Consider the following 20,637-nt stretch of genomic DNA (forward strand, 5'->3'; position numbering starts at 1 on the left):
GTGTAGCGTACGGAATCATAAACTTTTATTAAGCGAAGTTTGTATTTTTTCAACCTTTACTTTTTAACAATTTCAACCCTTCCCTTTCGCTCAATGCAGATAAATCTTGTTTCTGAATAAATTCCTTTATTTTCTTTGGTTCTATTTTAGAATACTCCCTGAGTGACCATCCAATAGCTTTCTGGATAAAGAATTCATCCTTTCCTTGCAGACGTTCAATTAAATTAAATAACAATTTCAAATCTGTATTTTCTTTATATCCAAGTTGAAATAGCAAACAGGTCCGCTGAAGCCAGATATCATCACTGTCCATCCATTTTGAAATATATTCATCCCTTAACTCCGGAAACATTTTAAAAAATTCCCCAACAAGTTTTTTAGATATGAAATCCACCGTGTCCCACCAGGATTTATTAGTTATCATATATTCAAATAAAGAAATAATATCTTCTTCGAATCCCTTTTTATACTTTTCCAGAAGCTCCAATGCAAAATATTGATATTCTCTTTCCGGAAGTTTCCATAATTTCCTTATAACAACATCGATATCATCATAGTCAGGCCGCTCTGCCTTTCTCATAAATTCCTGGGTCACCTTACGTCTTGTTTGTGCTTTTATACCAAAAAAATCAAAATTTCCTTTCATGTATTCAATTTGTTTTTTAGCATTTTCCGGATTAGATTTTTCCATAAAAGCCTGCCTAATTTTTGCAATATAATCATTAACTTCAAACCCCATAATAGTCACCCGCCTTACAAGATTATTTTAAAACTTTTTAAAAATTGTTTCATTATTTTTTTGGATCTATTTGACAAATCTTCATTATAATTATGAGAATATCTATCTGCAAATCCATGTTCTCCATCAAATATTTTTATAGAGGTTGCCTTCGTACTCCTTACCATCTATCCTAATTTTGGCCCCACCCTTTGAAGGATGGTTAGAATTCTTAACCGTGATGTTGTAGGTTGCGCCCCTGAACTTTCTTTTGATCTTGTAACCATCCCACTCCTTTGGGACGCAGGGGTCAACCCTAAGTCCATTGAACTCAGGTCTCACCACCAAAATGAAGTCGATTCCGACCCTATGCATCCAAGACGCGGTGCCCGTGAGCCAAGAGTGGCCAGCTTCCCCAAAGTCGGGATGGTTCGGTCCTGTTATGTACTCAGCGTAAATATACGGTTCCAACTTGTAAACATCCTGATTATCACAGACACTGGTGGGCAAGGACTGTTTATAATAGTGATAAGCCATATCACCCCCTCCAAGGATATTAGTTGTTCTTTGGAAATATTATATTCTATCTCGTCTTTAACTACTGGTAGCATATGCTCTAACTGTTCAGGCATTATTGTGCTTATAAAAAGCCTATAGCTTTTTTCCTCTCTAAGTCAGAAGTCGTCACAGTTACATACACAACATTGTTTTTAAAAAGGTTAGTTATAACCTTGCGGGTGGCTACACAAAATATTTTCCTATTTTGCTAAAATTAAAGTGTTCCTGGTTATAAATAACTAATCGGTTACCTTTTTTCCGAGGACGACCTCGTTTGCCAGTAGGTTCAGGAGGCAAGTCATTAAGTACAGTATCAACTCTAACATTGTCAATAAGCTCAAGATTATTATATTTTTTAACAGTTTCTAATACTTCTCCTTTAGGATACCAGTTATCACAGCAAAGTATAACCATCTTATAGTTTTTAAGTATCCCCATAACCCAGTTAATCATTTCTGATGCTATCTGTAGCTTTGATTCGGCAGGATTATCTTTTTTAATCTGTAACCTATGAGTACTTTGAGATAATAGATAACCTGCTTTTTAAAGAACATAGGAATTTTAAGAATTAATCCTACAAAACAATGTCCATTAAGATAGTTAGAGCCATTCCGAGCAGTGTGGTCAAAAAGTTCTTTCCGACATTCAAAGTGGACACCGAATTTTGCCTGCAAGGTATCATCAATAACAACAAATATGAATAATGGCTTTAAGACTTTTGGTATATAGGACAAAGCTATCTTTACAGTAGTTCGCATAAGATATTTTAAATTCAGTTTGGTATATGAAAGCAGGTAGTAGTATGAATTCAACGACTTGTTTGTTACTTTTTTTAGAAACCATTTATGCATAAAACTAACAGATTGAATACTGGTCATAGTGATAATTCCAATACATAACCAAATAAATTTTATCCTGGTTGGGTTTGTAAAAAATCTGGTATATTGAAAAAAATACGAAAAAAGTATTCCAATTGTCGAGGTTTTATGATATTCTTTTATTAAGCGCTTGATAGTATCATCTCCTTTGGGTAGGATATGCTTTCAAGCGCTAATATATATTATTTTGAGTTATTGGTCCAGCTTTTTGGCAAATATTTCCTCTATTTTTTGTAAAGTGGTAATTTTTCTCCTTGAATGAAGTAATTCAAAAATGACGAGAATACAGAAATTATGAGTTCTTGTCCTACATTTATTTCTTGAAATTTTGCCTTGATAACTTCTTTCTCTTTTTCTTCTTTTATCTTTCCTATATACAAGATATCTCTTAAATCCTTAGAAATATTTATACTATAGTCGTTTTGATTAAAAGTGAAAGTTGTTGATGGAATGGGATTAAAATTAATTAATTGTTCTTCCATGGTTAGTTGATTTACTTGGTTACTGAAGGTTCTTTTCTTGTAAGTATCTAGTGCTTTAACATGTTCTTCAATCGCACAATAGATGTTAGAAGAATTAGCTAAAAGAGATAAGCTTAGCAAAATATACATCAAAAACATAACTTTTCTTCTCATAATGTAGCCTCTCCTTTCTTGATGAAAGGTTGCATATGAATACAAATTACATATTTTATTTTTGGCTGTATAATAAAAATGGTTGATGAGGTACTTGACAAAAGGGGTAAAAAAAGATATCGCTCCTCATTGAACAAAAAACAAAAAAATAAAAAGAGAGAGAGGAGCGATATCATAAGCAACAAAATTATAGCACAAATACTGGGTATTGATAAAGGCTTTAAGTTAAAAGACAGAAAAGATTTGAAAAAGAGGGAGAGATTTATTTTGAAGTGGGATATTCGAAAAAGATAGAGATACCAGAATGCCCGTATAAATGTAAAGAATGTAATGACAAGCGAGAATACATAGTACGTAACGGTAAAGCAAAAGAAAGGATCATCAAGGCTGAAAAAGTTGGGACACAAAGAATATATCTGATACACAGACCACAAAGACACATGTGTAAAAAAACAGGGAAAAGCTTCAGAAATGAGAAGATAAGTTATAGATGGCAAAAGATAACAGAAGCAGCTCTCGATATGAGAGTCTCGTTTAAGAATGCAGTCAAAGAAGAATTACCTGGAGTGAAAGTAGTAGCGGACCATTTTCATGTAGTAAAAGACGCACAGAAAAAGCTAAGAGAAAGTATAAAGATAGAGGAAGAGGTAACGAATAACAATAAAAAGATACCTGTAAGATTATTCTTTATATTGTAAACAGTTATCCTTTCTGAGCTGAAACTACTCAACAAAAAAAGCTGTATTACCCTTGTCATCATCTCTTCAGTCTATTCTATCAACCATATTTGACAAGGAGCCTGCGTTAGCTTTCTTAAGAAGTGGCTTTATGATATAATTATTACTACAAAAATGTATTGATGAAAATTTTTCAAAAAGCTTTTAAAACTATTTGACATTGTAGGAGGGATGTTTTGAGACAAAAATTATTTGTGTTGCTTTTTTTTATTATTTTTACGTTATCGACCTTTGCCACAGTTTTTGATGATTTTGTTTACTACGTAGATCTTCAAACAATGCATGAATCAGATGATCCATATTTAAAGATCCTTGGAGGCTTGTTGAAACGATGGGAAACGGGATTATCGATGTATGTAGACAATTTGCAACTTTCAGATCTAGTGCTGTTTCCTGATGATGAGACAACCCTAAAGATATTAAAAGAGTCAGACCCTTATTTTTACCTTGAACCTACCAAATTGTTTGAAGAAGCCCTAAGAGAATACCCTGATTCAATAATAATAAATTCTATGTATCTTTTTTTCAACTTCCAATATTGGCAAAATTCTTTGAACCCATCTGTAGCGAAAGAAATCTTTGAATATTCTGAAAAAATCGAAAGGCTTGTGGGAGGGAAAACTCCCTATACTGTTTATTACCAAGGACAAATCCTATCAAAATCTAAAATATATAATGATCCTCAAAAGGCTTATAATGATTTAAAAGGAATCTATCTCACTTACAATTACGATAAAAAAATAATTGAATCATTGGTAGAAATAAGTTTTCAAACAAATAACTACGACATTATAAAAGACCTATATAATACTTATATGAATTTAAAAGGGCAAAATGCTCAAACTTTACTGTACTTTTCAAAAATTTTTTACAACATGGGAGAAACGGAAAAATCTAAGGAAATAGCCCTTTCTTTAATTCCAGTTTCAAAGGACTCATCAATTCTATCTGAAACATACGAATTTTTAGGTGACATAGAAAACATTTACGGAAAACAGATAGAATATTATCAAAAAGCTTTAACCCAAGACAAGGAAAACGGAAGAATAATGTCTAAATTGGGGTTAACTTACTATCGTTGGGATAAAAAAGAATATGGCCAATTAGCTAGATACTTTCTCAATGGTGCTCAAAGTCGTAACTATGTCACCGAAGAAATGGAAAAAGCTCTAAGAGAATTGAGATCGAGAGTTGTATTTGAAATTTTCCTTAAGTATCTATTACCCTTGCTGTTAGGAGTAGCTTTTGCATTATGGTTGCTATATTATTTGGATAAAAAAAGGAAGGTCAAGGAACACGAACAAATATTTAAAGAGCAGAATAATAAATAAGGAAGCTAATAAGTTCAATACAGGAGGAATTATTTTGGAATTAGGCGAAAAATTTGAAGAGCTTATGAAAGTAATGAAAAGATTGAGAGGACCAAAAGGTTGCGATTGGGACAAAGCCCAAACACATGATAGTTTGAAACCCTATATAATTGAAGAAGCTTATGAATTGGTTGATTCTATTGACGAACAAGATATAACAAAAATAAAAGAAGAGTTAGGAGATATATTACTCCAAGTTGTTTTTCATTCCACTATTGCTGAAGAAAACAATGAGTTTTTTACTATTGAAGTGATAAATGAACTGATCGAAAAGTTAGTCAGAAGACATCCGCATGTTTTTGGAGATGAAAAAGTATACTCTTATGCCAGATGGGAGGAAATAAAAGCAAAAGAGAATGGAGAGAAGAACTTTAGTAGAATCGGTAAACTTAACAAAGCCTTACCAGCACTGTCACTGGCAAGAAGAATTCAAGAAAACGCTGCTGCGGTGGGGTTTGACTGGTTAGAAGTGAAAGACGTGCTCGATAAAGTAAAAGAAGAAGTGGAAGAACTTAATGAAGCAAAAACCCAAGCAGAATTAGAAGAAGAGTTTGGGGATTTATTATTTGCACTGGTTAACTTGGCTCGTTTTTTAAAGATAGATCCGGAAGTATCTTTAAGAAAGGCGAGTGAGAAGTTTATAGAACGCTTCAACCAGATGGAAAAAGCAATTGAAAAAGATGGAAAAGAATTTGAAGCTTTAAATTTAGATGAGTTAGACAAATATTGGGAATTCATTAAAAAAGAGGAAAAGAGGTGAAAATTAGGTGGAAATAGGCATATTTGGCCTTCCATTAACGGGTAAAACTACTATTTTTTCCCTTTTAACCGACTATAAAATAGAGGATAGTTATAAAAGAGAGGCTATCAAAAGAACGGCTATTATCAAAGACGAAAGAGTTAATTCTCTCGCACGTTTATACAAGCCTAAAAAGATTATCTTTGCTAGTTTAGATTTTATCGATATTCCAAGTTACGACCACAAAGGGGATCCAAAAGAAAAAACGAGAATTTTTCAGATGATACAAAATGTTGATGCTTTGCTTTTGGTTATAAGATCGTTTAAAAACCCCTCGGTACCTTGGCCTGAAAATGCTGATAATCCAATAAAACAACTAGAAATTTTAAAAACAGAACTAATTTTCAGAGATTTAGAAATTGTAGAGAATCGATTAGAAAGGCTTGAAACGCAAAAGAAAAAGACAAAATTCTCAGTAACAGAAGAAAACGAAGAAAAAATTTTGTTGAAAATAAAAGAAGTTTTGGAGGATGAGGTTTTTGTTTCAAAGATGGAATTGAGTGAAGAGGATAAAAAATTAGTTGGCTCTTTAGCTTTATTCACTTTAAAACCCATCATCGTCTGTGTCAACGTCGATGATGACCAATTTACAAAAGATAGCTATGAATATAAGGAACAGATAATTGAAGAATGTAAAAAACAGAATTTTGCGTATATTGAGATAGACGGAAAAATAGAAGTAGAAATAAACGAGCTTGAGAATGAAGAAGAAAAAAGATTATTTCTGGAAGATTTATCAATTAAAGAACCTGGTGTTGAAAGATTAGCAAAAATTGTGTATAATCATGTTGGACTAATTTCCTTTTTCACCGTCGGAAAAGACGAGGTAAGAGCATGGACCGTAAAAAAAGGCAGTACAATGAAGGAAGCTGCGGGGAAAATACATTCTGATTTTGAAAAGAATTTCATTCGCGCAGAGGTTATGAAATACGAGAATTTAATTAAATACGGAAGCGAAGAAAAAGTAAAAGAACAAGGACTTTGGAGATTGGCTGGTAAAGATGAAGTATTAGAAGATGGAGAAATATTAAACATTAGAGCTAATGCTTGATTAGAGGGGTGACCTAATGATACTTGTCACAGGAGGAGCTGGGTACATAGGTTCTCATTTGGTCAAAAGGTTGCAAGATCAAAATAAAGAAGTAGTAGTTTTTGATAATTTTGAAAAAGGTCATAAGTGGGCTGTCAAAGATGTACAAGTCGTTGAAGGAGATCTTAGAAACGAAAAAGATATTGATTATGTATTTGAAAATTACAAAATAGATGAAGTATATCATTTCGCAGCTTTTTCATTGGTTGGTGAATCAATGAAAGAACCTTATAAATATTTTAAAAACAATATATGTGGGACATTGAACCTTCTGAACAGTATGCAAAAACACAAAAGTAGGTACATAGTTTTTTCTTCTACCGCTGCTGTTTATGGAGAACCTAAAATAGTCCCCATCACTGAAGATCAAACTAAGAATCCCACAAACATCTATGGTCAATCAAAATTAATGGTTGAAGAAATACTAAATTGGTATTCTAAACTTGATATTATAAGGTATGTAGCTTTAAGATATTTCAATGCTGCCGGGGCATATTTTGATGGCAGTATAGGTGAAGCTCACGAACCGGAAACTCACTTGATCCCATTAGTTCTGGAAACAGCTTTAGGAAAAAGAGGCAAGCTGTACGTTTATGGAGATGATTATCCAACCAAGGACGGAACACCCATTAGAGACTATATCCATGTTATGGATTTGATAGAGGCCCACATTTTAGCTATGAAATGGATGAAGGAAAACGAAAAATCTGACGTATTTAATTTAGGTAACGGGCAAGGATTTTCCGTTTTAGAGGTTATTAAAGCATCCGAAAAAGTAACTTCAAAAAAAATAAATTACCAAGTAGTAGAAAGAAGACCTGGCGATCCTGCTGTTTTAATAGCTTCCTCAAAAAAAGCAAAGGAGATCCTAAACTGGCACCCTCAACACAAGGAATTAGAAAAGATAATATCCGACGCTTGGAATTGGCATAGAAATAAAGATAAAAAAGGATTAGGAGGATAACATATGGAGACAGTAGAGATAAAAAAATGGATAAGAGACATACCAGATTTTCCAGAAAAAGGCGTTATATTTAGAGACATTACCCCACTTTTGAAAAATCCTGAAGTATTTAAATATTCACTTAACAAAATCGTCGAATTGATAAAAGATTGGGATTTTGATTGTATTGTATCCCCTGAGTCAAGGGGGTTTATATTTGCCACACCTTTAGCTTATATCATGGATAAAGAATTCGTTCCCATCAGAAAACCAGGAAAACTACCTTACCAAACTTATTCGATCTCTTACGAATTGGAATATGGTCAAACATCCCTGGAAATGCATGTTGACGCGATTGAAAAAGGTGAAAAAGTCATAGTTGTTGATGATGTGTTAGCCTCGGGAGGTACTACAAAAGCCATAAAAGAATTAATAGAAAGAGCTGGAGGAGAAACCGTTGGAGTTGTTTGTCTTGCCGAACTAACCTATCTAAACCCAAGAGAAAATCTAAAAGATTTGGAAATTGCTAGCTTGATATATTATTGAAAGTATAATTTAATTGTAAGAAGGGGGAAAAAAGATGAATGGAATAAAATTTGATTTCTCAAATGTTATTCATCCCAATATAGAAAATGGATTAACGGAGGAAGAAATAAACCAACACGCCAATAGAATTCAAGATATTGTGGAAATGATAAAACAAAAAAATCCTGGCTTTTTGAGTCTACCTTTCACAAGGGTTTACATAGATAGAGTTTTGGATTTAAAAACGTGGGTACAAAGTTTTGAAAGTGTAGTAGTTTTAGGAATAGGCGGTTCAGCATTAGGAAATCAAGCACTGCAAACAGCGCTCAATCCATTGAATTATAATGTTTTATCTAAAGAAATAAGAAAAACTCCTAAAATCTTCATTCTCGATAATGTTGACCCTGATTTCATAGCGTCCGTATTAGATCAAATCGATCCAAAGACTACTTTGTTCAATGTTATATCAAAATCCGGTACAACAGCCGAAGCCATGGCAAATTATTTGGTTGCAAGAGGAATAGTAGAAGGATTTGGATTAGACCCAAAAGAACATTTTCTATTCACCACCGACCCAGAAAAAGGTATATTGAAAAAAATAGCTGAAGAAGAAGGAATAAAAACCCTAGATATACCCCCTTCAATTGGTGGCAGGTTCAGTGTTTTGACCCCTGTTGGTCTTTTATCAGCTTTGGCAAGCGGAATAGATATAATTGATCTATATAACGGTGCCAAGGAAATGCATCAAAGGGTTATTAATCCAAACATTTGGGAAAATCCCTCTGCTTTTAATGCCCTAGTCCATTATCTTTATTACCAGAAAGGTTACAATATTTCTGTAATGATGTCATACTCAAACAAATTATATCTACTAGCTGATTGGTACAGACAATTATGGGCAGAAAGCATTGGGAAAAAATACAATTTAAAAGGTGAAGTCGTGAACGTTGGTCAAACTCCAATAAAAGCATTAGGTACAACAGACCAACATTCCCAAGTTCAACTATATAACGAAGGGCCTTACGATAAGGTAATCACTTTCATACAATTAGAAAATTTCGAACGAAACATAAAAATCCCTAACATACACTGTGATCTTCCTGAGCTATCTTATCTGGGAGGTAAAAATCTTTCAGCCCTTTTGAATACAGAACTAGCTGGTACGGAATACGCTTTGACAGAAAACAATAGACCAAATCTCAAAGTTATTTTCCCTCAGATCAATCCCTTCAATGTGGGACAATTCATATTCGCATATGAATTTCAAACAGCAGTGATGGGAAGTCTATTAGAGATAAACCCCTATGACCAACCCGGTGTCGAATTAGGTAAAAAGGTTACTTATGCTATGATGGGAAGGAAAGGATACGAAGATTTCAACATCGAGGTAGAAAACAAACTTAAAAGCAAAAAACAGGTAACGATGTAAAAATGGTAATAGGAATTACAGGCCCTGCAGGATCTGGAAAAAGCACTGTATCAAAGATAATAAAAACAATATACAAAAATAAGGCATCCATAATCGATGTGGATAGGTTAGGACACGAGGTCTTAACCTATCTTTTTATTAAAGAGAAATTAAAAGAAAACTTTGGAGACGAAATATTTGACGATAATAACAATATTTCAAGATCCAAACTTGGAGAAATAGTTTTTTCAAATAAAGAAAAGTTAGAATTATTGAATCAGATTGTCCACCCAGAAATTCTTAAAAAAACTGAACAAATAGTGAGAAAAATTTCAAATAAAAATGATATAATAATTGTAGATGCAGCTTTGCTTTTCAAAATAGGAGTGGACAAATTATGTGATAAAATTATCTACGTAGATGCCCCAGAAGAATTACGTATTAAAAGGCTGTCAGAAAATCGCGGTATCCCCTTGGAGAGATCAAAAAATATCGTTGAATCACAAGATTACAAAGACTATAAACATTATGATTTTAAAATATGGAACGCTGGTAATTTTGATCAATTGTACAAAGAAATAGAAAAAATTATCCAAAACTTATGAGGAGGTGTTTGGAGTGAAGAAAGTTGTTACCATTCTTTTTACAATTTTACTTGTTTCTTTTGCTTTTTCTCAAGTCGAAATTGAGTTTTGGCACGCGATGGGTGGGCAACTGGGAGAGACGTTGAACTCCTTAGTCGATACCTTTAATAGGGAAAACCCAGATGTTCACGTCTCAGCTATCTATGTAGGGAACTACAGCGCTTTAAACCAAAAGTTACTTTCTACAATCACCGCTTACTCCCAAGGAAGTACTACAGACCTTCCGACTTTATCCCAAGCTTACGCAAACTGGACGGCAATGTACCTTTTTTCTGGTGTAGTGGAACCACTTAACGGATATATTGAAAATGATTCCGCGTTTAAGGATGCTTGGGATAATCAGATATTCCCTGTTCTAAAGGATATAGTTACTTGGGGAGACACTGTATACGGAATCCCATTCAACAAATCTGTTTATGTTTATTATTATAACCCTGATCTCTTTGATCTATTTGGAGTTAACCCCCCCAAAACTATGAATGAGTTGTTTGAAGTAAGTGAACTTTTAACAATGGATTTGGATATGGATGGAGAAACAGATCAATATGGATTAGGTGCGAGAAACTTTATCGACGATTTTCAGATATTTTTATATGCACATAACGTAACATTCTTAGAATACGTTGGTGACGGTAAATACAAGATTGTTTTACCTGAAGAAGAAACAAAAGAAGTTTTAAGATACATAAAGAACCTGAAAGATTCTGGATACGCCCTGTTCCAAAACGCATATTTGGATCCCCAGTTCGGCTCAGGAGAAATCGCTGCTTACATGGCAACTGTTGCAGGCTTAACTTATGCCGAAAAATCTTCCAGAGGGAAACACGGGGTTGCTTGGGCTCCATTGCCTTCTGTAGATGGTGTCCCTCGCTCACCTATAGCTGGAACAGATTTGATAATGTTTAATTGGGTAAGCCAAGAGCAAAAAGACGCAGCATGGAGATTCCTTAAATTTTTGATGGACCCCATTAACGTTGCATATTGGTCAATAAATACCGGATATGTTCCAATAAGAAGAGATGTTGAAGAAGTTCCACAGTGGAAAGCTCATACGGCAAGAGATGATAAACCAACTATTGCACTTAAAGAATTAGAAACCGCTATCCCAGATCCAAAACCTGCAGCATGGAACAATATAAGAGGTGACATCAGCACAGTATTTGCTAACTTCCTAAATGATATGGCCACAGTAGACGAGACATACGATGCTATTGTGAATACTTTAGAAACAGGATTAAAGGAGACAGGTGAATACGCTGAATAATAAATAATAATCATCAAAACCCCAGGTAGAATCAGAACCTGGGGTTTCATTTTGGTGGAGTTGATGGGATTCGAACCCACGACCTTTGCCTTGCGAAGGCAACGCGCTCCCGCTGCGCTACAACCCCTTCTTTTTATATTATATCAAAATTCATCAAAGAATTAAACTTCTTGTATAATTCCATCTCTAATTTGAATAATTCTATCAGCTCTTTTTGCAATATTCGAATCATGGGTAACTACCACAAGCGTTGTTCCCTTTTCTTTTCTTATTTCCTCCAAAAGGTTTATTATTATTTCACCATTTTCACTGTCAAGATTTCCAGTTGGCTCGTCAGCCCATATAACCTCTGGCGAATGTATTATAGCCCTTGCAATTGCAACTCTTTGTTGCTCTCCACCTGATAGCTCATAAGGGAATCTTTCTACTTTATTGTCAAGCTTAACTTTTTTTAAAACTTCGTAAGCCTTTTCTTTTGAGGTTTTATTCTTTTCTCCTAAGATTAACAAAGGCATTTGGACATTTTCTAAAACCGTTAAAACCGGAATTAGATTAAAAAATTGAAACACAAAGCCCATGTTTTTGGCTCTGAAGGAAGTCCGTTCTTCTTCTTTCAAATTTTGGAATGGAACCCCTTTAAAGTATATCTCGCCGCTTGTAGGATTATCTATTGCAGAAAGGCAATTAAGCAAGGTCGTTTTACCTGAACCTGAAGGTCCTAATATACCAATAAATTCACCTTTTTTAATCGTTAAGGTAATGTTCTTTAAAGCCTCTACTTTTACTCTTTTATCGTTGTACACTTTGTACAATTCGATCGCTTTTATCAAAGCACTATTTTTATTCTCAACTTCCATTATCCTATCTCCCTCAAACTATCTGCTGGTGTGATTTTAGTTATTAAAAACGAAGGTATCATCAAGGTTAGAAAAGTGATTAAATACACCATTCCAACTATTCCTACTACATTCAACAAAGGAAAATAAAAATCAACATTTCCTAAAAGATGAAAGATGGCGAAAACGATATCCTTTGCGACTAGGTAACCTCCAACAAGACCGATGAAAGCTCCTACGGAAACAATGCTGAAATTTTCAATGAGAAGCCCCTTAGTTATATCTTGTGAGCTTGAACCAATAGCCCTTAGAGTCCCGATTATTCTTTGGCGAATTATACATGACCTTACAGAGTACAGCGCCAGTCCTGAAAATCCACTAATCAATCCAAGATAAAGCATCCCCGTTGCAAGGGAAATTATACCATCGACTCCATTATAAATGTTTTGTAATTCCTCCTCTATAAAAATGGGGAAATCAAAAGTTGACATATATTTCTGTTTAATTTCATCTATATTTTCTTTAGGCACATTTCCTAAAAGTATATCGATACTTTTCACACTATTAGGTTTAGAAATTATATTTGTAACATATTTTACAGGAATTGTAATATCTTTTAAGTTAAAAAAACCCACAACATCATAAGAAACGTTAGATGCTCCACCTAAGGGCGTAATAGAAGAAAGTTTGCCCCTGACGTACTCTGGGACTTTTTCTTCATCACTAAATTTTCCATAAAGAACGGTATTTTTACTCTTTAGTTCCTCTCTCCAAACTGTTACTGATTCCGATGGAATTATCGCCGATTCAAGAAAAGTATTGTCTACAAAAGCTATAATCTGTGAGTTGATCATGGCAACTTGAACCTTAGTGGGCTTTTCTATTCCTTCATAAACCGCTATATCATCAGAAAAAAACAAGTTTTTTATAGGATTTGATACAACCAGAAAATTGTATCCAAATAATCCTTCTTTCATAGAAGTGTCAACAAACCTAACCAAATTCGCTGGTATGGAAGAAATAACAATCAAACCAAAAATAATTATACCAAACATCAAAGAAAGCATTAAAACTCTCACGGGGAATCTCTCTACATACGAAAATCCCAAAAGAAAAGGAACACTCTTCTTTGAGGAAAACACCTTAGAAAACCTTCTTAAAATTGGAATTATAGAAGTAAAAAAAAGAACGACGATGAAACCGAATAAAAAAGATCTTTGAAAAATAAAATTAAAAGTTAATACTCCTGAAGAGAGACCAAAATATGTTTTACTAAGTATCATAAGAAAAATGGATAACCCAACATTAAATAGAGGATTTTTGAATACAAATACTAAACCCAAGGAAATTAGTATTAATCCTGGGATTTCAAACTCATTTGCAAATGAAATCAGCAGAAAACCTGATATAATAAAAAGAATGGAAAACCACCCGTTAATACCATGAGGAACATATGCCTCCACATCCTTTTTCAAGGATTCTACGGGAAAATTGTTGGAAATATGTAACCCTTTAATCATAAAAATAACCAAGGGTATAATAATACCTATTAAAAAACCAAATATTATTGTTCTAACACTTAATTCATAAGGAACGGTTGTGAAACTTCCCAAAGTTTCGAAAGTTAGACCTGATACAATTTCACCAAGTTGATTTAACAGGACAGCTCCGAATTTCGCCCCCAAAAGGACTCCTATTATAGAAGATATCCCAAAATACAACAGGGCTTCCATAAAGAAAAGAAATAAGATCTTATACCTTTTAAAACCTAAAATCCTTAAAATACCTACCGTTTTTTCTTGCTCGTTTGCAAAATTATTCCCGAAAACTATAACTAATATTAAACCAGCCAATATTGAAAAAGAACTAAAGGCAAAAACAATATATCCCAGAATTTCATTTACTGGGGAATTTAAAAAATCTTCTTTTATATTATTAATCTCCAAATTTGAAGGAAGGGAAATATTAGAAATATCTACATTTTCAGATTCAACAAAATCTACATAAGCTTTTGAAGGAAAAACTGTATTGCCTTTGAAATCTGATACATTAACAAAAACCGATCCTGGATATTGCGCCATCTCTCCTCGATAATTCAAAAAACCCTTCTCACCAACATAGTTAATCTCTAAATTCTTTGAACCTCCAGGCATATGAATTGTAATGGTTTCTCCTTCGTTAAGTCCAAATTCTTTTGCTATCTCTTTAGATATAACTACTTTACCGGGGCTTAAATCAATATTTTGACCCACAAAGTTTGAAAGACATTCTTCTTTAACCGCAACAACCAGAACTTCTAAAAAACGTCCATTATGCTCTATTCTTCCCAAACTTTCTGAAACCGGTAGAATATTCTTTATTTGGGGATTGCTTTTTATATCGTCTAAAATCATTTGTGACAAAGGAAAAGAGAGAAAAAATGATGTCCTGTTATTAACAATAAAGGCATCTGCTTGACCAAAATTAACTTCCACTTGAGTTTTTCTATAGGAAACTATCGAATCATTAAGGGAAAGAGAAGAAACAGTTAATAAAGAAGGAATGATAGTCCCCAATACTAACAAAATACTTACTTGCCATCTCTTTAAAAAATTACGAAGGGCAAATTTCCAAAAAAACACTAAACCATCTCCCAAAACGCATTATTCGCTGTATAGTGTTATTTTATCAAATTACTTTCAAAAATACTAAGGTTTAACAAAAAATATATCAAAATTGATTACATAATAAAATGAGTTTGTGAACGTAGCAAAGTTTTTCACGGACATTTAATATTATCTAATGCGTGACATACAAAAGAATAAAAAAAGGGGTAAAATATTACATGTATAAAAAAGTTAAGTTATTTTTTATAAAAACATTACAAAAGCATTATAAAAGAGGTGAGTAAGTTGAAAATAGTAGGTCCAGAACAAGCAATTTCGTTTATTCCCGATGGAACTACCTTAATGATAGGAGGATTTTTGGGCGTTGGAACACCAGAAACTTTGATAGACGAACTAATAAACAAAAGGAAAAGTAATCTGACAGTTATATGCAACGATACCTCTTTTGAAGACAAAGGGGTTGGTAGATTAATAGCTAGCAAACTCGTAAAAAAAGTTATAACCTCACATATTGGAACAAACAAAGAAACTCAAAGACAATACATGGAAAACGAGTTGGAAGTTGAGTTTGTCCCTCAAGGCACATTAATAGAACAAATTAGAGCTGGGGGTGCTGGTCTTGGAGGCATATTAACGCCAACAGGGATAGGAACTATAAGGGAAGAAAGCAAACAACTCATTGAAATAGATGGGGAAAAATATATTCTCGAAAAAGCTCTTAGAGGAAAAGTGGCTCTTGTTAAATTCAACAAGGCTGATCATCTTGGAAATTTACATTGTTCATTCACCGCAAGAAACTTTAATCCTGTTATGTCCTTAGCTTGTGATATCGTTATTGCCGAAGTAGATGAACTTGTTCCAACAGGTAGTATACATCCTGATGAAGTTCACATTCCAGGTGCCATAGTAGATTACGTTGTTATAAGGGGTGAAAAACGATGAATGAAAAAGAAAGGATCGCCAAGAGGGTCGCAAAAGAACTGAAACCAGGAAATATCGTCAACTTAGGAATTGGCTTGCCCACTTTGGTATCTAACTTTGTGTCTAAAGATGCTCAAATATTTTTCCAAGGAGAAAACGGTATTCTTGGAATAGCTTCCGAGATTCCTGAAGAAATTTCTAACTCCAACTTAATCAACGCAGGTGGAAAATATGTGGATATAATCCCCGGTGCAATGACATTTGATTCTGCTTTTTCTTTTGCGTTAATTAGAGGTGGTCATGTAGATGTAACCGTTCTTGGAGCTTTTCAAGTTGATCAAGAAGGACACTTAGCGAACTGGATAGTCCCTGGAAAAGTTATCGCTGGCATGGGTGGAGCAATGGACTTAGTTACCGGTGCAAAAAAAGTTATAATAGCAATGACACACACCTCAAAAGGTACCCCGAAAATAATTAAAAAGTGTTCTTTACCTTTAACCTCGATTAGAAGAGTCGACCTTATAGTAACAGAGTTTTCTGTCATTGAGCCAACCGATAATGGGTTATTATTAAAAGAAATTTCCCCTGACATTACATTGGAAAATTTAAAAGAAATAACCGATGCTGAACTGATAGTTCCAAATGACTTAAAACTTATGGAACTCTAACTATCCTTTTTTATGATAATCTTAACCTTGGATAAAAACAATCTTGAAACCTTTATTATTCGATATTTCTAAGGAGGGACAATAAATGGAAAAAGCGATTATACGCGTAAGAATGAGTTCACAAGACGCTCATTATGGAGGCAACTTAGTGGACGGGGCAAAAATCCTACAATTATTTGGAGACGTTGCAACAGAGTTGCTCATAAAACATGATGGTGATGAGGGTTTATTTAAAGCATACGATTATGTTGAATTTATCTCTCCTGTTTATGCAGGAGATTATATTGAAGCAGAAGGAGAGATAATAAAGGTTGGAAATACCTCTAGAACTATGAGCTTTGAAGCCAGGAAGGTTATAACAAAGAGAGCGGATATAAGTGACTCTGCTGCAAATTACCTTGAACAACCCATAATAGTTTGTAAGGCGAGCGGTACATGTGTAGTACCAAAAGGTAAAAAAAGGAAGTGAAAAAATGGAAAAGCTAATTATCACTGCAGCCTTAACTGGAGCCGAAGTAACTAAAGAGCAACAACCTGCCTTGCCAATATCTCCTGAAGAAATAGCTCAAGCAGCTTACGATTGTTATTTAGCTGGTGCTTCTATTGTTCATGTCCATGCAAGAGATCAAAAAGGCAATCCAACACAATCTTTAGATGTATACAAAGAGATTAAAGAGAAGATAGAAAATAGATGTAATATCATCTTTCAACCATCTACCGGTGGATCTGTTTACCACACTTTTGAAGAAAGAAGGCAACCCTTAGAACTAAACCCAGAGATGGCTACTCTATCAGCTGGAACAACAAACTTCGGAAAAGATATTTTTTTAAACACTGAGGAATACATCGAAAAATTTGCTCTTGAGATGAAACGGAGAAAAATCAAGCCAGAGATAGAGATATTTGAAAGGGGGCATATAAATAACGCTCTAAAGCTAGAAAAAATGGGTTTATTAGGCAGACCAATTCACTTTGATTTTGTAATGGGTGTTCCAGGAGCTATACCTGGCGAAATCGATGACCTTCTATATCTTGTAAGTCATATCCCACAAAAGAGCACATGGACGGTAGCTGGAATAGGGAAGTATGAACTATCGCTTGCTGTTCATGCCATATTGATGGGCGGACATGTTAGGGTAGGGTTCGAAGATAACATATACTTTAAAAAAGGAGAACTTGCGAAATCTAATGCCCAATTAGTTGAAAGAATAGCCAAAATATCTTTAGAATTAGGAAGAGAAGTTGCTAGACCTGAAGAAGCCCGAAAAATATTAAACATTGGAGGTGAAGAATGAAAAAAGGTTGCCCGTTCGGTTCTCATAGAGTTATCGAACCAAAAGGATTGTTACCTCAAGCCGCAAACAAAATAGATAACTCAACAGAAATATATTCAAATGAGATATTAATAGATGTACTAACATTGAATATTGATTCAGCCAGTTTTACACAGATAAAAGAATCATGTAAAAATGATGCTGAGAAAGTAAAAGAACGTATTATAGAAATAGTAAACGATAAAGGAAAGATGCAGAACCCCGTTACTGGTTCTGGGGGAATGCTTATTGGGATAGTAGAAAAAATTGGTTCGGAATTTCCACACAAAGATTTAAAAGTTGGAGACAAAATTGCCACCCTTGTTTCTCTATCAGGCACACCTCTAAAAATTAACAAAATAAAAAAAATAAATTTGGAAAATGAGCAGGTAGATATACAAGGTAAAGCCATATTATTTGAAAGCGCAATTTATGCTATTTTACCAACAGATATCCCAGAAAAATTAGCCTTATCGGCTTTAGATGTTGCGGGAGCTCCTGCTCAAACTTCTAAATTAGTTAAAAAAGGTGACACAGTCTGCATCATTGGTGGTGGAGGAAAATCAGGAATACTATGCTCTTATCAAGCAATGAAAAATACTAGAGAAAAAGGGAAAGTTATAGTTGCCGAACATTCTGTGGAAAATGCAAAAAGGATAAAAGAGTTGAACTTAGCAGATGAATTAATAATTGCAGATGCAACAAAACCACTTGAAGTATACCAAAAAGTATTAGAAAAAAACAATGGAAAACTTTGTGATGTAACGATTAACAACGTGAATGTCCCTAATACCGAAATGTCATCGATTTTAATAACGAAAGATAGTGGTATTGTCTATTTTTTCTCTATGGCAACATCTTTTACCAAAGCCGCCTTGGGAGCCGAAGGAGTTGGAAAGGATTTAACTATGATTATAGGAAATGGTTACACAAAGGGACACGCGGATTTAACCCTTCAAATATTGAGAGAGTCGAGTGAAATAAGAAATTTGTTTGAGAAATTATATGCATGAGGAGGGGTCATTTATGAATATCCCTAGAAATTACAAGGATATACCCTTATGGAAAGATGTGACGGAAGAAGAATGGAAAGATTGGCATTGGCAACTTAGAAACAGAATTACAGATGTTGAAAAATTAAGGCAGATAATCAACTTAACCCCTGAAGAGGAAGAAGGTATTAAAAACACTTTAAAAACTATGAGAATGGCTATTACCCCATATTTTGCTACTCTAATGGATCCTGATAACGCAAAATGTCCGATTAGGAGACAAGCGGTACCCAGCTCAAAAGAACTGATAAAGGGACCATGGGACCAAATAGATCCACTCCATGAAGATGCAGATTCGCCTGCACCCGGGCTTACCCATAGATATCCTGATAGAGTTTTGTTCTTGATAACCGATATGTGTGCGATGTACTGCAGACATTGCACCAGAAGAAGGTTCGCCGGTCAGTTAGACGCCAACAGAAAAAGAAATGAAATCGATGCCTCACTTCAATACATACGAGATACCCCTCAAGTTAGAGACGTACTTTTATCCGGTGGAGATGCCTTAATGGCTGGAATATCTATTCTAGAATATATACTTAGTGAGCTGAAAAAAATACCACATGTGGAAGTAGTAAGAATAGGGACGAGAGTTCCGGTGGTATTTCCTCAGCTAATTACCGATAATTTAGTTAATGTACTCAAAAAGTACCACCCTCTATGGCTCAACACCCAGTTCAATCATCCAAAAGAAATAACCCCGGAATCTGCTGAAGCTTGCCGAAAACTGGCTGATGCTGGGATCCCACTTGGAAACCAAACAGTCTTACTTAGGGGAGTGAACGACAGCAAATACATTATGATGGAATTAGTCCATGAATTGGTGAAAATAAAGGTGAGACCGTACTACCTATACCAATGTGATTTATCGCAAGGTATAGAACATTTCAGAACATCGGTATCAAAAGGTATAGAGATTATGGAATCCCTTATTGGTCACACATCTGGATTTGCCATTCCCTCATTCGTCGTAGATGCTCCCGGAGGTGGGGGGAAGATCAGAATAATGCCAACTTATTTGATATCTCAAAACAAGGATACTGTGATCTTAAGAAATTATGAAGGCGTAATATCAACCTATCACGAACCCAAAGATACAACCACTGACGTCGATGATTTAATTTATAGAGAAAAATATCAGTGGTTTGGGGTGGCAAGACTGTTTGATGATAAAGAAAAATTAAGCTTGGAACCTGATCTATTAGAAAGACATGAAAGAGTGAAAATGCGCAAAAAATATGGCGAACTAGGGGGTAAAAATGAAATACGAAGAGATAAAAATCAATCAAGTTTATGAAGCTGAAAGAAAAATAACCTCCCAGATGGTAGAATCTTTTGCAGAAATAACAGGGGATAAAAACCCTGTTCATTTAGACGAAGAATTCGCATCTCACACCTTATTCAAAAAAAGAATAGTTCATGGAATGTTGAGTTTGAGCATAGTATCGTCGATTCTTGGTATGGAATTTCCGGGTCCAGGAACTATATATATTAAGCAAGAGGTAAAATTCTTAAAACCCATATACATAGGTGAAAAAATAACGGTTAGAATAACTGTAAAGGACAAAATAGAGGAAAAATCCAGATTAATACTTATAACACAAATTATAAAAGAGGATGGATCTTTGGGAATAGATGGTGAAGCTTTGGTGTTATTCAAAAGCTGAGTATT

Annotated in this window: 23 protein-coding genes and 1 tRNA gene; 17 read left to right on the forward strand and 7 right to left on the reverse strand. The window is 34.4% G+C overall.

The window, feature by feature from the left end; translation table 11 throughout:
- Nucleotides 1-49: 49 nt before the first annotated feature.
- From AD60_RS05575 to AD60_RS05595, 4 genes are all read right to left on the reverse strand, one after another.
- Nucleotides 50-739: a DNA alkylation repair protein gene (locus AD60_RS05575; RefSeq protein WP_199177854.1), complete on the reverse strand. Its 690-nt coding sequence runs from the start codon at nt 737-739 to the stop codon at nt 50-52.
- 126 nt (nt 740-865) lie between these two features.
- A complete protein-coding gene (locus AD60_RS05580; RefSeq protein ID WP_255396820.1) occupies nt 866-1,273 on the reverse strand; it encodes a GH36-type glycosyl hydrolase domain-containing protein in 408 nt (135 codons plus the stop codon).
- Between the two features lie 464 nt (nt 1,274-1,737).
- Nucleotides 1,738-2,154: a hypothetical protein gene (locus tag AD60_RS05590; protein ID WP_103876683.1), complete on the reverse strand. Its 417-nt coding sequence runs from the start codon at nt 2,152-2,154 to the stop codon at nt 1,738-1,740.
- 224 nt (nt 2,155-2,378) lie between these two features.
- Entirely contained in the window at nt 2,379-2,789 is a 411-nt protein-coding gene (locus AD60_RS05595) for a hypothetical protein (RefSeq protein WP_103876684.1), read from the reverse strand.
- A 78-nt stretch (nt 2,790-2,867) separates the two neighbouring features.
- Here AD60_RS05595 and AD60_RS10450 point away from each other — a divergent pair, with 78 nt between their 5' ends.
- The 10 genes from AD60_RS10450 to AD60_RS05640 all read left to right on the forward strand — a co-directional run bounded on the left by AD60_RS10450 (nt 2,868) and on the right by AD60_RS05640 (nt 11,569).
- The gene (locus tag AD60_RS10450; protein WP_233186828.1) at nt 2,868-3,083 is read left to right on the forward strand and encodes a hypothetical protein; all 216 of its coding nucleotides are present in this window, start codon (nt 2,868-2,870) and stop codon (nt 3,081-3,083) included.
- Nucleotides 3,062-3,487: a transposase gene (locus AD60_RS05600; RefSeq protein WP_233186829.1), complete on the forward strand. Its 426-nt coding sequence runs from the start codon at nt 3,062-3,064 to the stop codon at nt 3,485-3,487. The genes AD60_RS10450 and AD60_RS05600 overlap by 22 nt, the downstream gene beginning before the upstream one ends.
- A 215-nt stretch (nt 3,488-3,702) precedes the next feature.
- Nucleotides 3,703-4,857: a lipopolysaccharide assembly protein LapB gene (locus tag AD60_RS05605; protein WP_103876685.1), complete on the forward strand. Its 1,155-nt coding sequence runs from the start codon at nt 3,703-3,705 to the stop codon at nt 4,855-4,857.
- A gap of 31 nt (nt 4,858-4,888) precedes the next feature.
- Complete coding sequence (gene mazG / locus AD60_RS05610) at nt 4,889-5,656, forward strand: nucleoside triphosphate pyrophosphohydrolase (protein ID WP_103876760.1); 768 nt, start codon at nt 4,889-4,891, stop codon at nt 5,654-5,656.
- 7 nt (nt 5,657-5,663) lie between these two features.
- Nucleotides 5,664-6,746 carry a DUF933 domain-containing protein gene (locus AD60_RS05615; RefSeq protein WP_103876686.1) on the forward strand — a complete coding sequence of 361 codons (1,083 nt, stop codon included), beginning with the start codon at nt 5,664-5,666 and terminating at the stop codon, nt 6,744-6,746.
- A gap of 16 nt (nt 6,747-6,762) precedes the next feature.
- Entirely contained in the window at nt 6,763-7,749 is a 987-nt protein-coding gene (gene galE / locus AD60_RS05620; RefSeq protein WP_103876687.1) for a UDP-glucose 4-epimerase GalE, read from the forward strand.
- Nucleotides 7,750-7,752: 3 nt separating this feature from the next.
- Nucleotides 7,753-8,274, forward strand: a complete 522-nt coding sequence (locus AD60_RS05625) for an adenine phosphoribosyltransferase (protein WP_103876688.1) — start codon at nt 7,753-7,755, stop codon at nt 8,272-8,274.
- Between the two features lie 34 nt (nt 8,275-8,308).
- Nucleotides 8,309-9,682, forward strand: a complete 1,374-nt coding sequence (locus AD60_RS05630; protein WP_103876689.1) for a glucose-6-phosphate isomerase — start codon at nt 8,309-8,311, stop codon at nt 9,680-9,682.
- A 2-nt stretch (nt 9,683-9,684) separates the two neighbouring features.
- Nucleotides 9,685-10,266, forward strand: coding sequence for a dephospho-CoA kinase (gene coaE, locus AD60_RS05635; RefSeq protein WP_103876690.1), 582 nt, complete (start codon nt 9,685-9,687; stop codon nt 10,264-10,266).
- A gap of 13 nt (nt 10,267-10,279) precedes the next feature.
- Entirely contained in the window at nt 10,280-11,569 is a 1,290-nt protein-coding gene (locus tag AD60_RS05640) for an ABC transporter substrate-binding protein (RefSeq protein WP_103876691.1), read from the forward strand.
- Nucleotides 11,570-11,621: 52 nt separating this feature from the next.
- Here AD60_RS05640 and AD60_RS05645 read toward each other — a convergent pair.
- The 3 genes from AD60_RS05645 to AD60_RS05655 form a co-directional block, all read right to left on the reverse strand.
- Nucleotides 11,622-11,696, reverse strand: a tRNA-Ala gene (locus AD60_RS05645).
- A gap of 34 nt (nt 11,697-11,730) precedes the next feature.
- The gene (locus AD60_RS05650) at nt 11,731-12,426 is read right to left on the reverse strand and encodes an ABC transporter ATP-binding protein (RefSeq protein WP_103876692.1); all 696 of its coding nucleotides are present in this window, start codon (nt 12,424-12,426) and stop codon (nt 11,731-11,733) included.
- Nucleotides 12,426-15,026, reverse strand: a complete 2,601-nt coding sequence (locus tag AD60_RS05655) for an FtsX-like permease family protein (RefSeq protein WP_103876693.1) — start codon at nt 15,024-15,026, stop codon at nt 12,426-12,428. Before AD60_RS05655 ends, AD60_RS05650 begins: the two co-directional genes overlap by 1 nt.
- 270 nt (nt 15,027-15,296) lie before the next feature.
- Here AD60_RS05655 and AD60_RS05660 point away from each other — a divergent pair, with 270 nt between their 5' ends.
- From AD60_RS05660 to AD60_RS05690, 7 genes are all read left to right on the forward strand, one after another.
- Nucleotides 15,297-15,953: a CoA transferase subunit A gene (locus AD60_RS05660; protein ID WP_103876694.1), complete on the forward strand. Its 657-nt coding sequence runs from the start codon at nt 15,297-15,299 to the stop codon at nt 15,951-15,953.
- On the forward strand, nt 15,950-16,600 hold the full coding sequence (locus AD60_RS05665; protein ID WP_103876695.1) for a 3-oxoacid CoA-transferase subunit B: 651 nt from the start codon (nt 15,950-15,952) through the stop codon (nt 16,598-16,600). Before AD60_RS05660 ends, AD60_RS05665 begins: the two co-directional genes overlap by 4 nt.
- 85 nt (nt 16,601-16,685) lie before the next feature.
- Nucleotides 16,686-17,069: a hotdog domain-containing protein gene (locus AD60_RS05670; protein WP_103876696.1), complete on the forward strand. Its 384-nt coding sequence runs from the start codon at nt 16,686-16,688 to the stop codon at nt 17,067-17,069.
- A 4-nt stretch (nt 17,070-17,073) separates the two neighbouring features.
- Entirely contained in the window at nt 17,074-17,895 is an 822-nt protein-coding gene (locus AD60_RS05675; RefSeq protein ID WP_103876697.1) for a 3-keto-5-aminohexanoate cleavage protein, read from the forward strand.
- On the forward strand, nt 17,892-18,926 hold the full coding sequence (locus AD60_RS05680) for an L-erythro-3,5-diaminohexanoate dehydrogenase (RefSeq protein WP_103876698.1): 1,035 nt from the start codon (nt 17,892-17,894) through the stop codon (nt 18,924-18,926). The genes AD60_RS05675 and AD60_RS05680 overlap by 4 nt, the downstream gene beginning before the upstream one ends.
- A gap of 13 nt (nt 18,927-18,939) precedes the next feature.
- Nucleotides 18,940-20,262 (forward strand): lysine 2,3-aminomutase, encoded by a 1,323-nt coding sequence (gene ablA, locus AD60_RS05685; RefSeq protein WP_103876699.1) that lies wholly within the window; start codon nt 18,940-18,942, stop codon nt 20,260-20,262.
- Nucleotides 20,225-20,632, forward strand: coding sequence for a MaoC family dehydratase (locus AD60_RS05690; RefSeq protein WP_103876700.1), 408 nt, complete (start codon nt 20,225-20,227; stop codon nt 20,630-20,632). The genes ablA and AD60_RS05690 overlap by 38 nt, the downstream gene beginning before the upstream one ends.
- Nucleotides 20,633-20,637: the final 5 nt, after the last annotated feature.

This window comes from Petrotoga sp. SL27 (genome assembly GCF_002924605.1).
Lineage (GTDB): Bacteria > Thermotogota > Thermotogae > Petrotogales > Petrotogaceae > Petrotoga > Petrotoga sibirica.

Coding starts and splice junctions, on each gene's coding strand:
- AD60_RS05675 (WP_103876697.1), top strand. CDS start 17,074: ATGGAAAAGCTAATTATCACTGCAGCCTTAACTGGAGCCGAAGTAACT.
- AD60_RS10450 (WP_233186828.1), top strand. CDS start 2,868: ATGGTTGATGAGGTACTTGACAAAAGGGGTAAAAAAAGATATCGCTCC.
- AD60_RS05650 (WP_103876692.1), bottom strand. CDS start 12,426: ATGGAAGTTGAGAATAAAAATAGTGCTTTGATAAAAGCGATCGAATTG.
- coaE (WP_103876690.1), top strand. CDS start 9,685: ATGGTAATAGGAATTACAGGCCCTGCAGGATCTGGAAAAAGCACTGTA.
- ablA (WP_103876699.1), top strand. CDS start 18,940: ATGAATATCCCTAGAAATTACAAGGATATACCCTTATGGAAAGATGTG.
- AD60_RS05665 (WP_103876695.1), top strand. CDS start 15,950: ATGAATGAAAAAGAAAGGATCGCCAAGAGGGTCGCAAAAGAACTGAAA.
- AD60_RS05625 (WP_103876688.1), top strand. CDS start 7,753: ATGGAGACAGTAGAGATAAAAAAATGGATAAGAGACATACCAGATTTT.
- AD60_RS05690 (WP_103876700.1), top strand. CDS start 20,225: ATGAAATACGAAGAGATAAAAATCAATCAAGTTTATGAAGCTGAAAGA.
- AD60_RS05575 (WP_199177854.1), bottom strand. CDS start 739: ATGGGGTTTGAAGTTAATGATTATATTGCAAAAATTAGGCAGGCTTTT.
- AD60_RS05590 (WP_103876683.1), bottom strand. CDS start 2,154: ATGACCAGTATTCAATCTGTTAGTTTTATGCATAAATGGTTTCTAAAA.
- galE (WP_103876687.1), top strand. CDS start 6,763: ATGATACTTGTCACAGGAGGAGCTGGGTACATAGGTTCTCATTTGGTC.
- AD60_RS05680 (WP_103876698.1), top strand. CDS start 17,892: ATGAAAAAAGGTTGCCCGTTCGGTTCTCATAGAGTTATCGAACCAAAA.
- AD60_RS05630 (WP_103876689.1), top strand. CDS start 8,309: ATGAATGGAATAAAATTTGATTTCTCAAATGTTATTCATCCCAATATA.
- AD60_RS05670 (WP_103876696.1), top strand. CDS start 16,686: ATGGAAAAAGCGATTATACGCGTAAGAATGAGTTCACAAGACGCTCAT.
- AD60_RS05595 (WP_103876684.1), bottom strand. CDS start 2,789: ATGAGAAGAAAAGTTATGTTTTTGATGTATATTTTGCTAAGCTTATCT.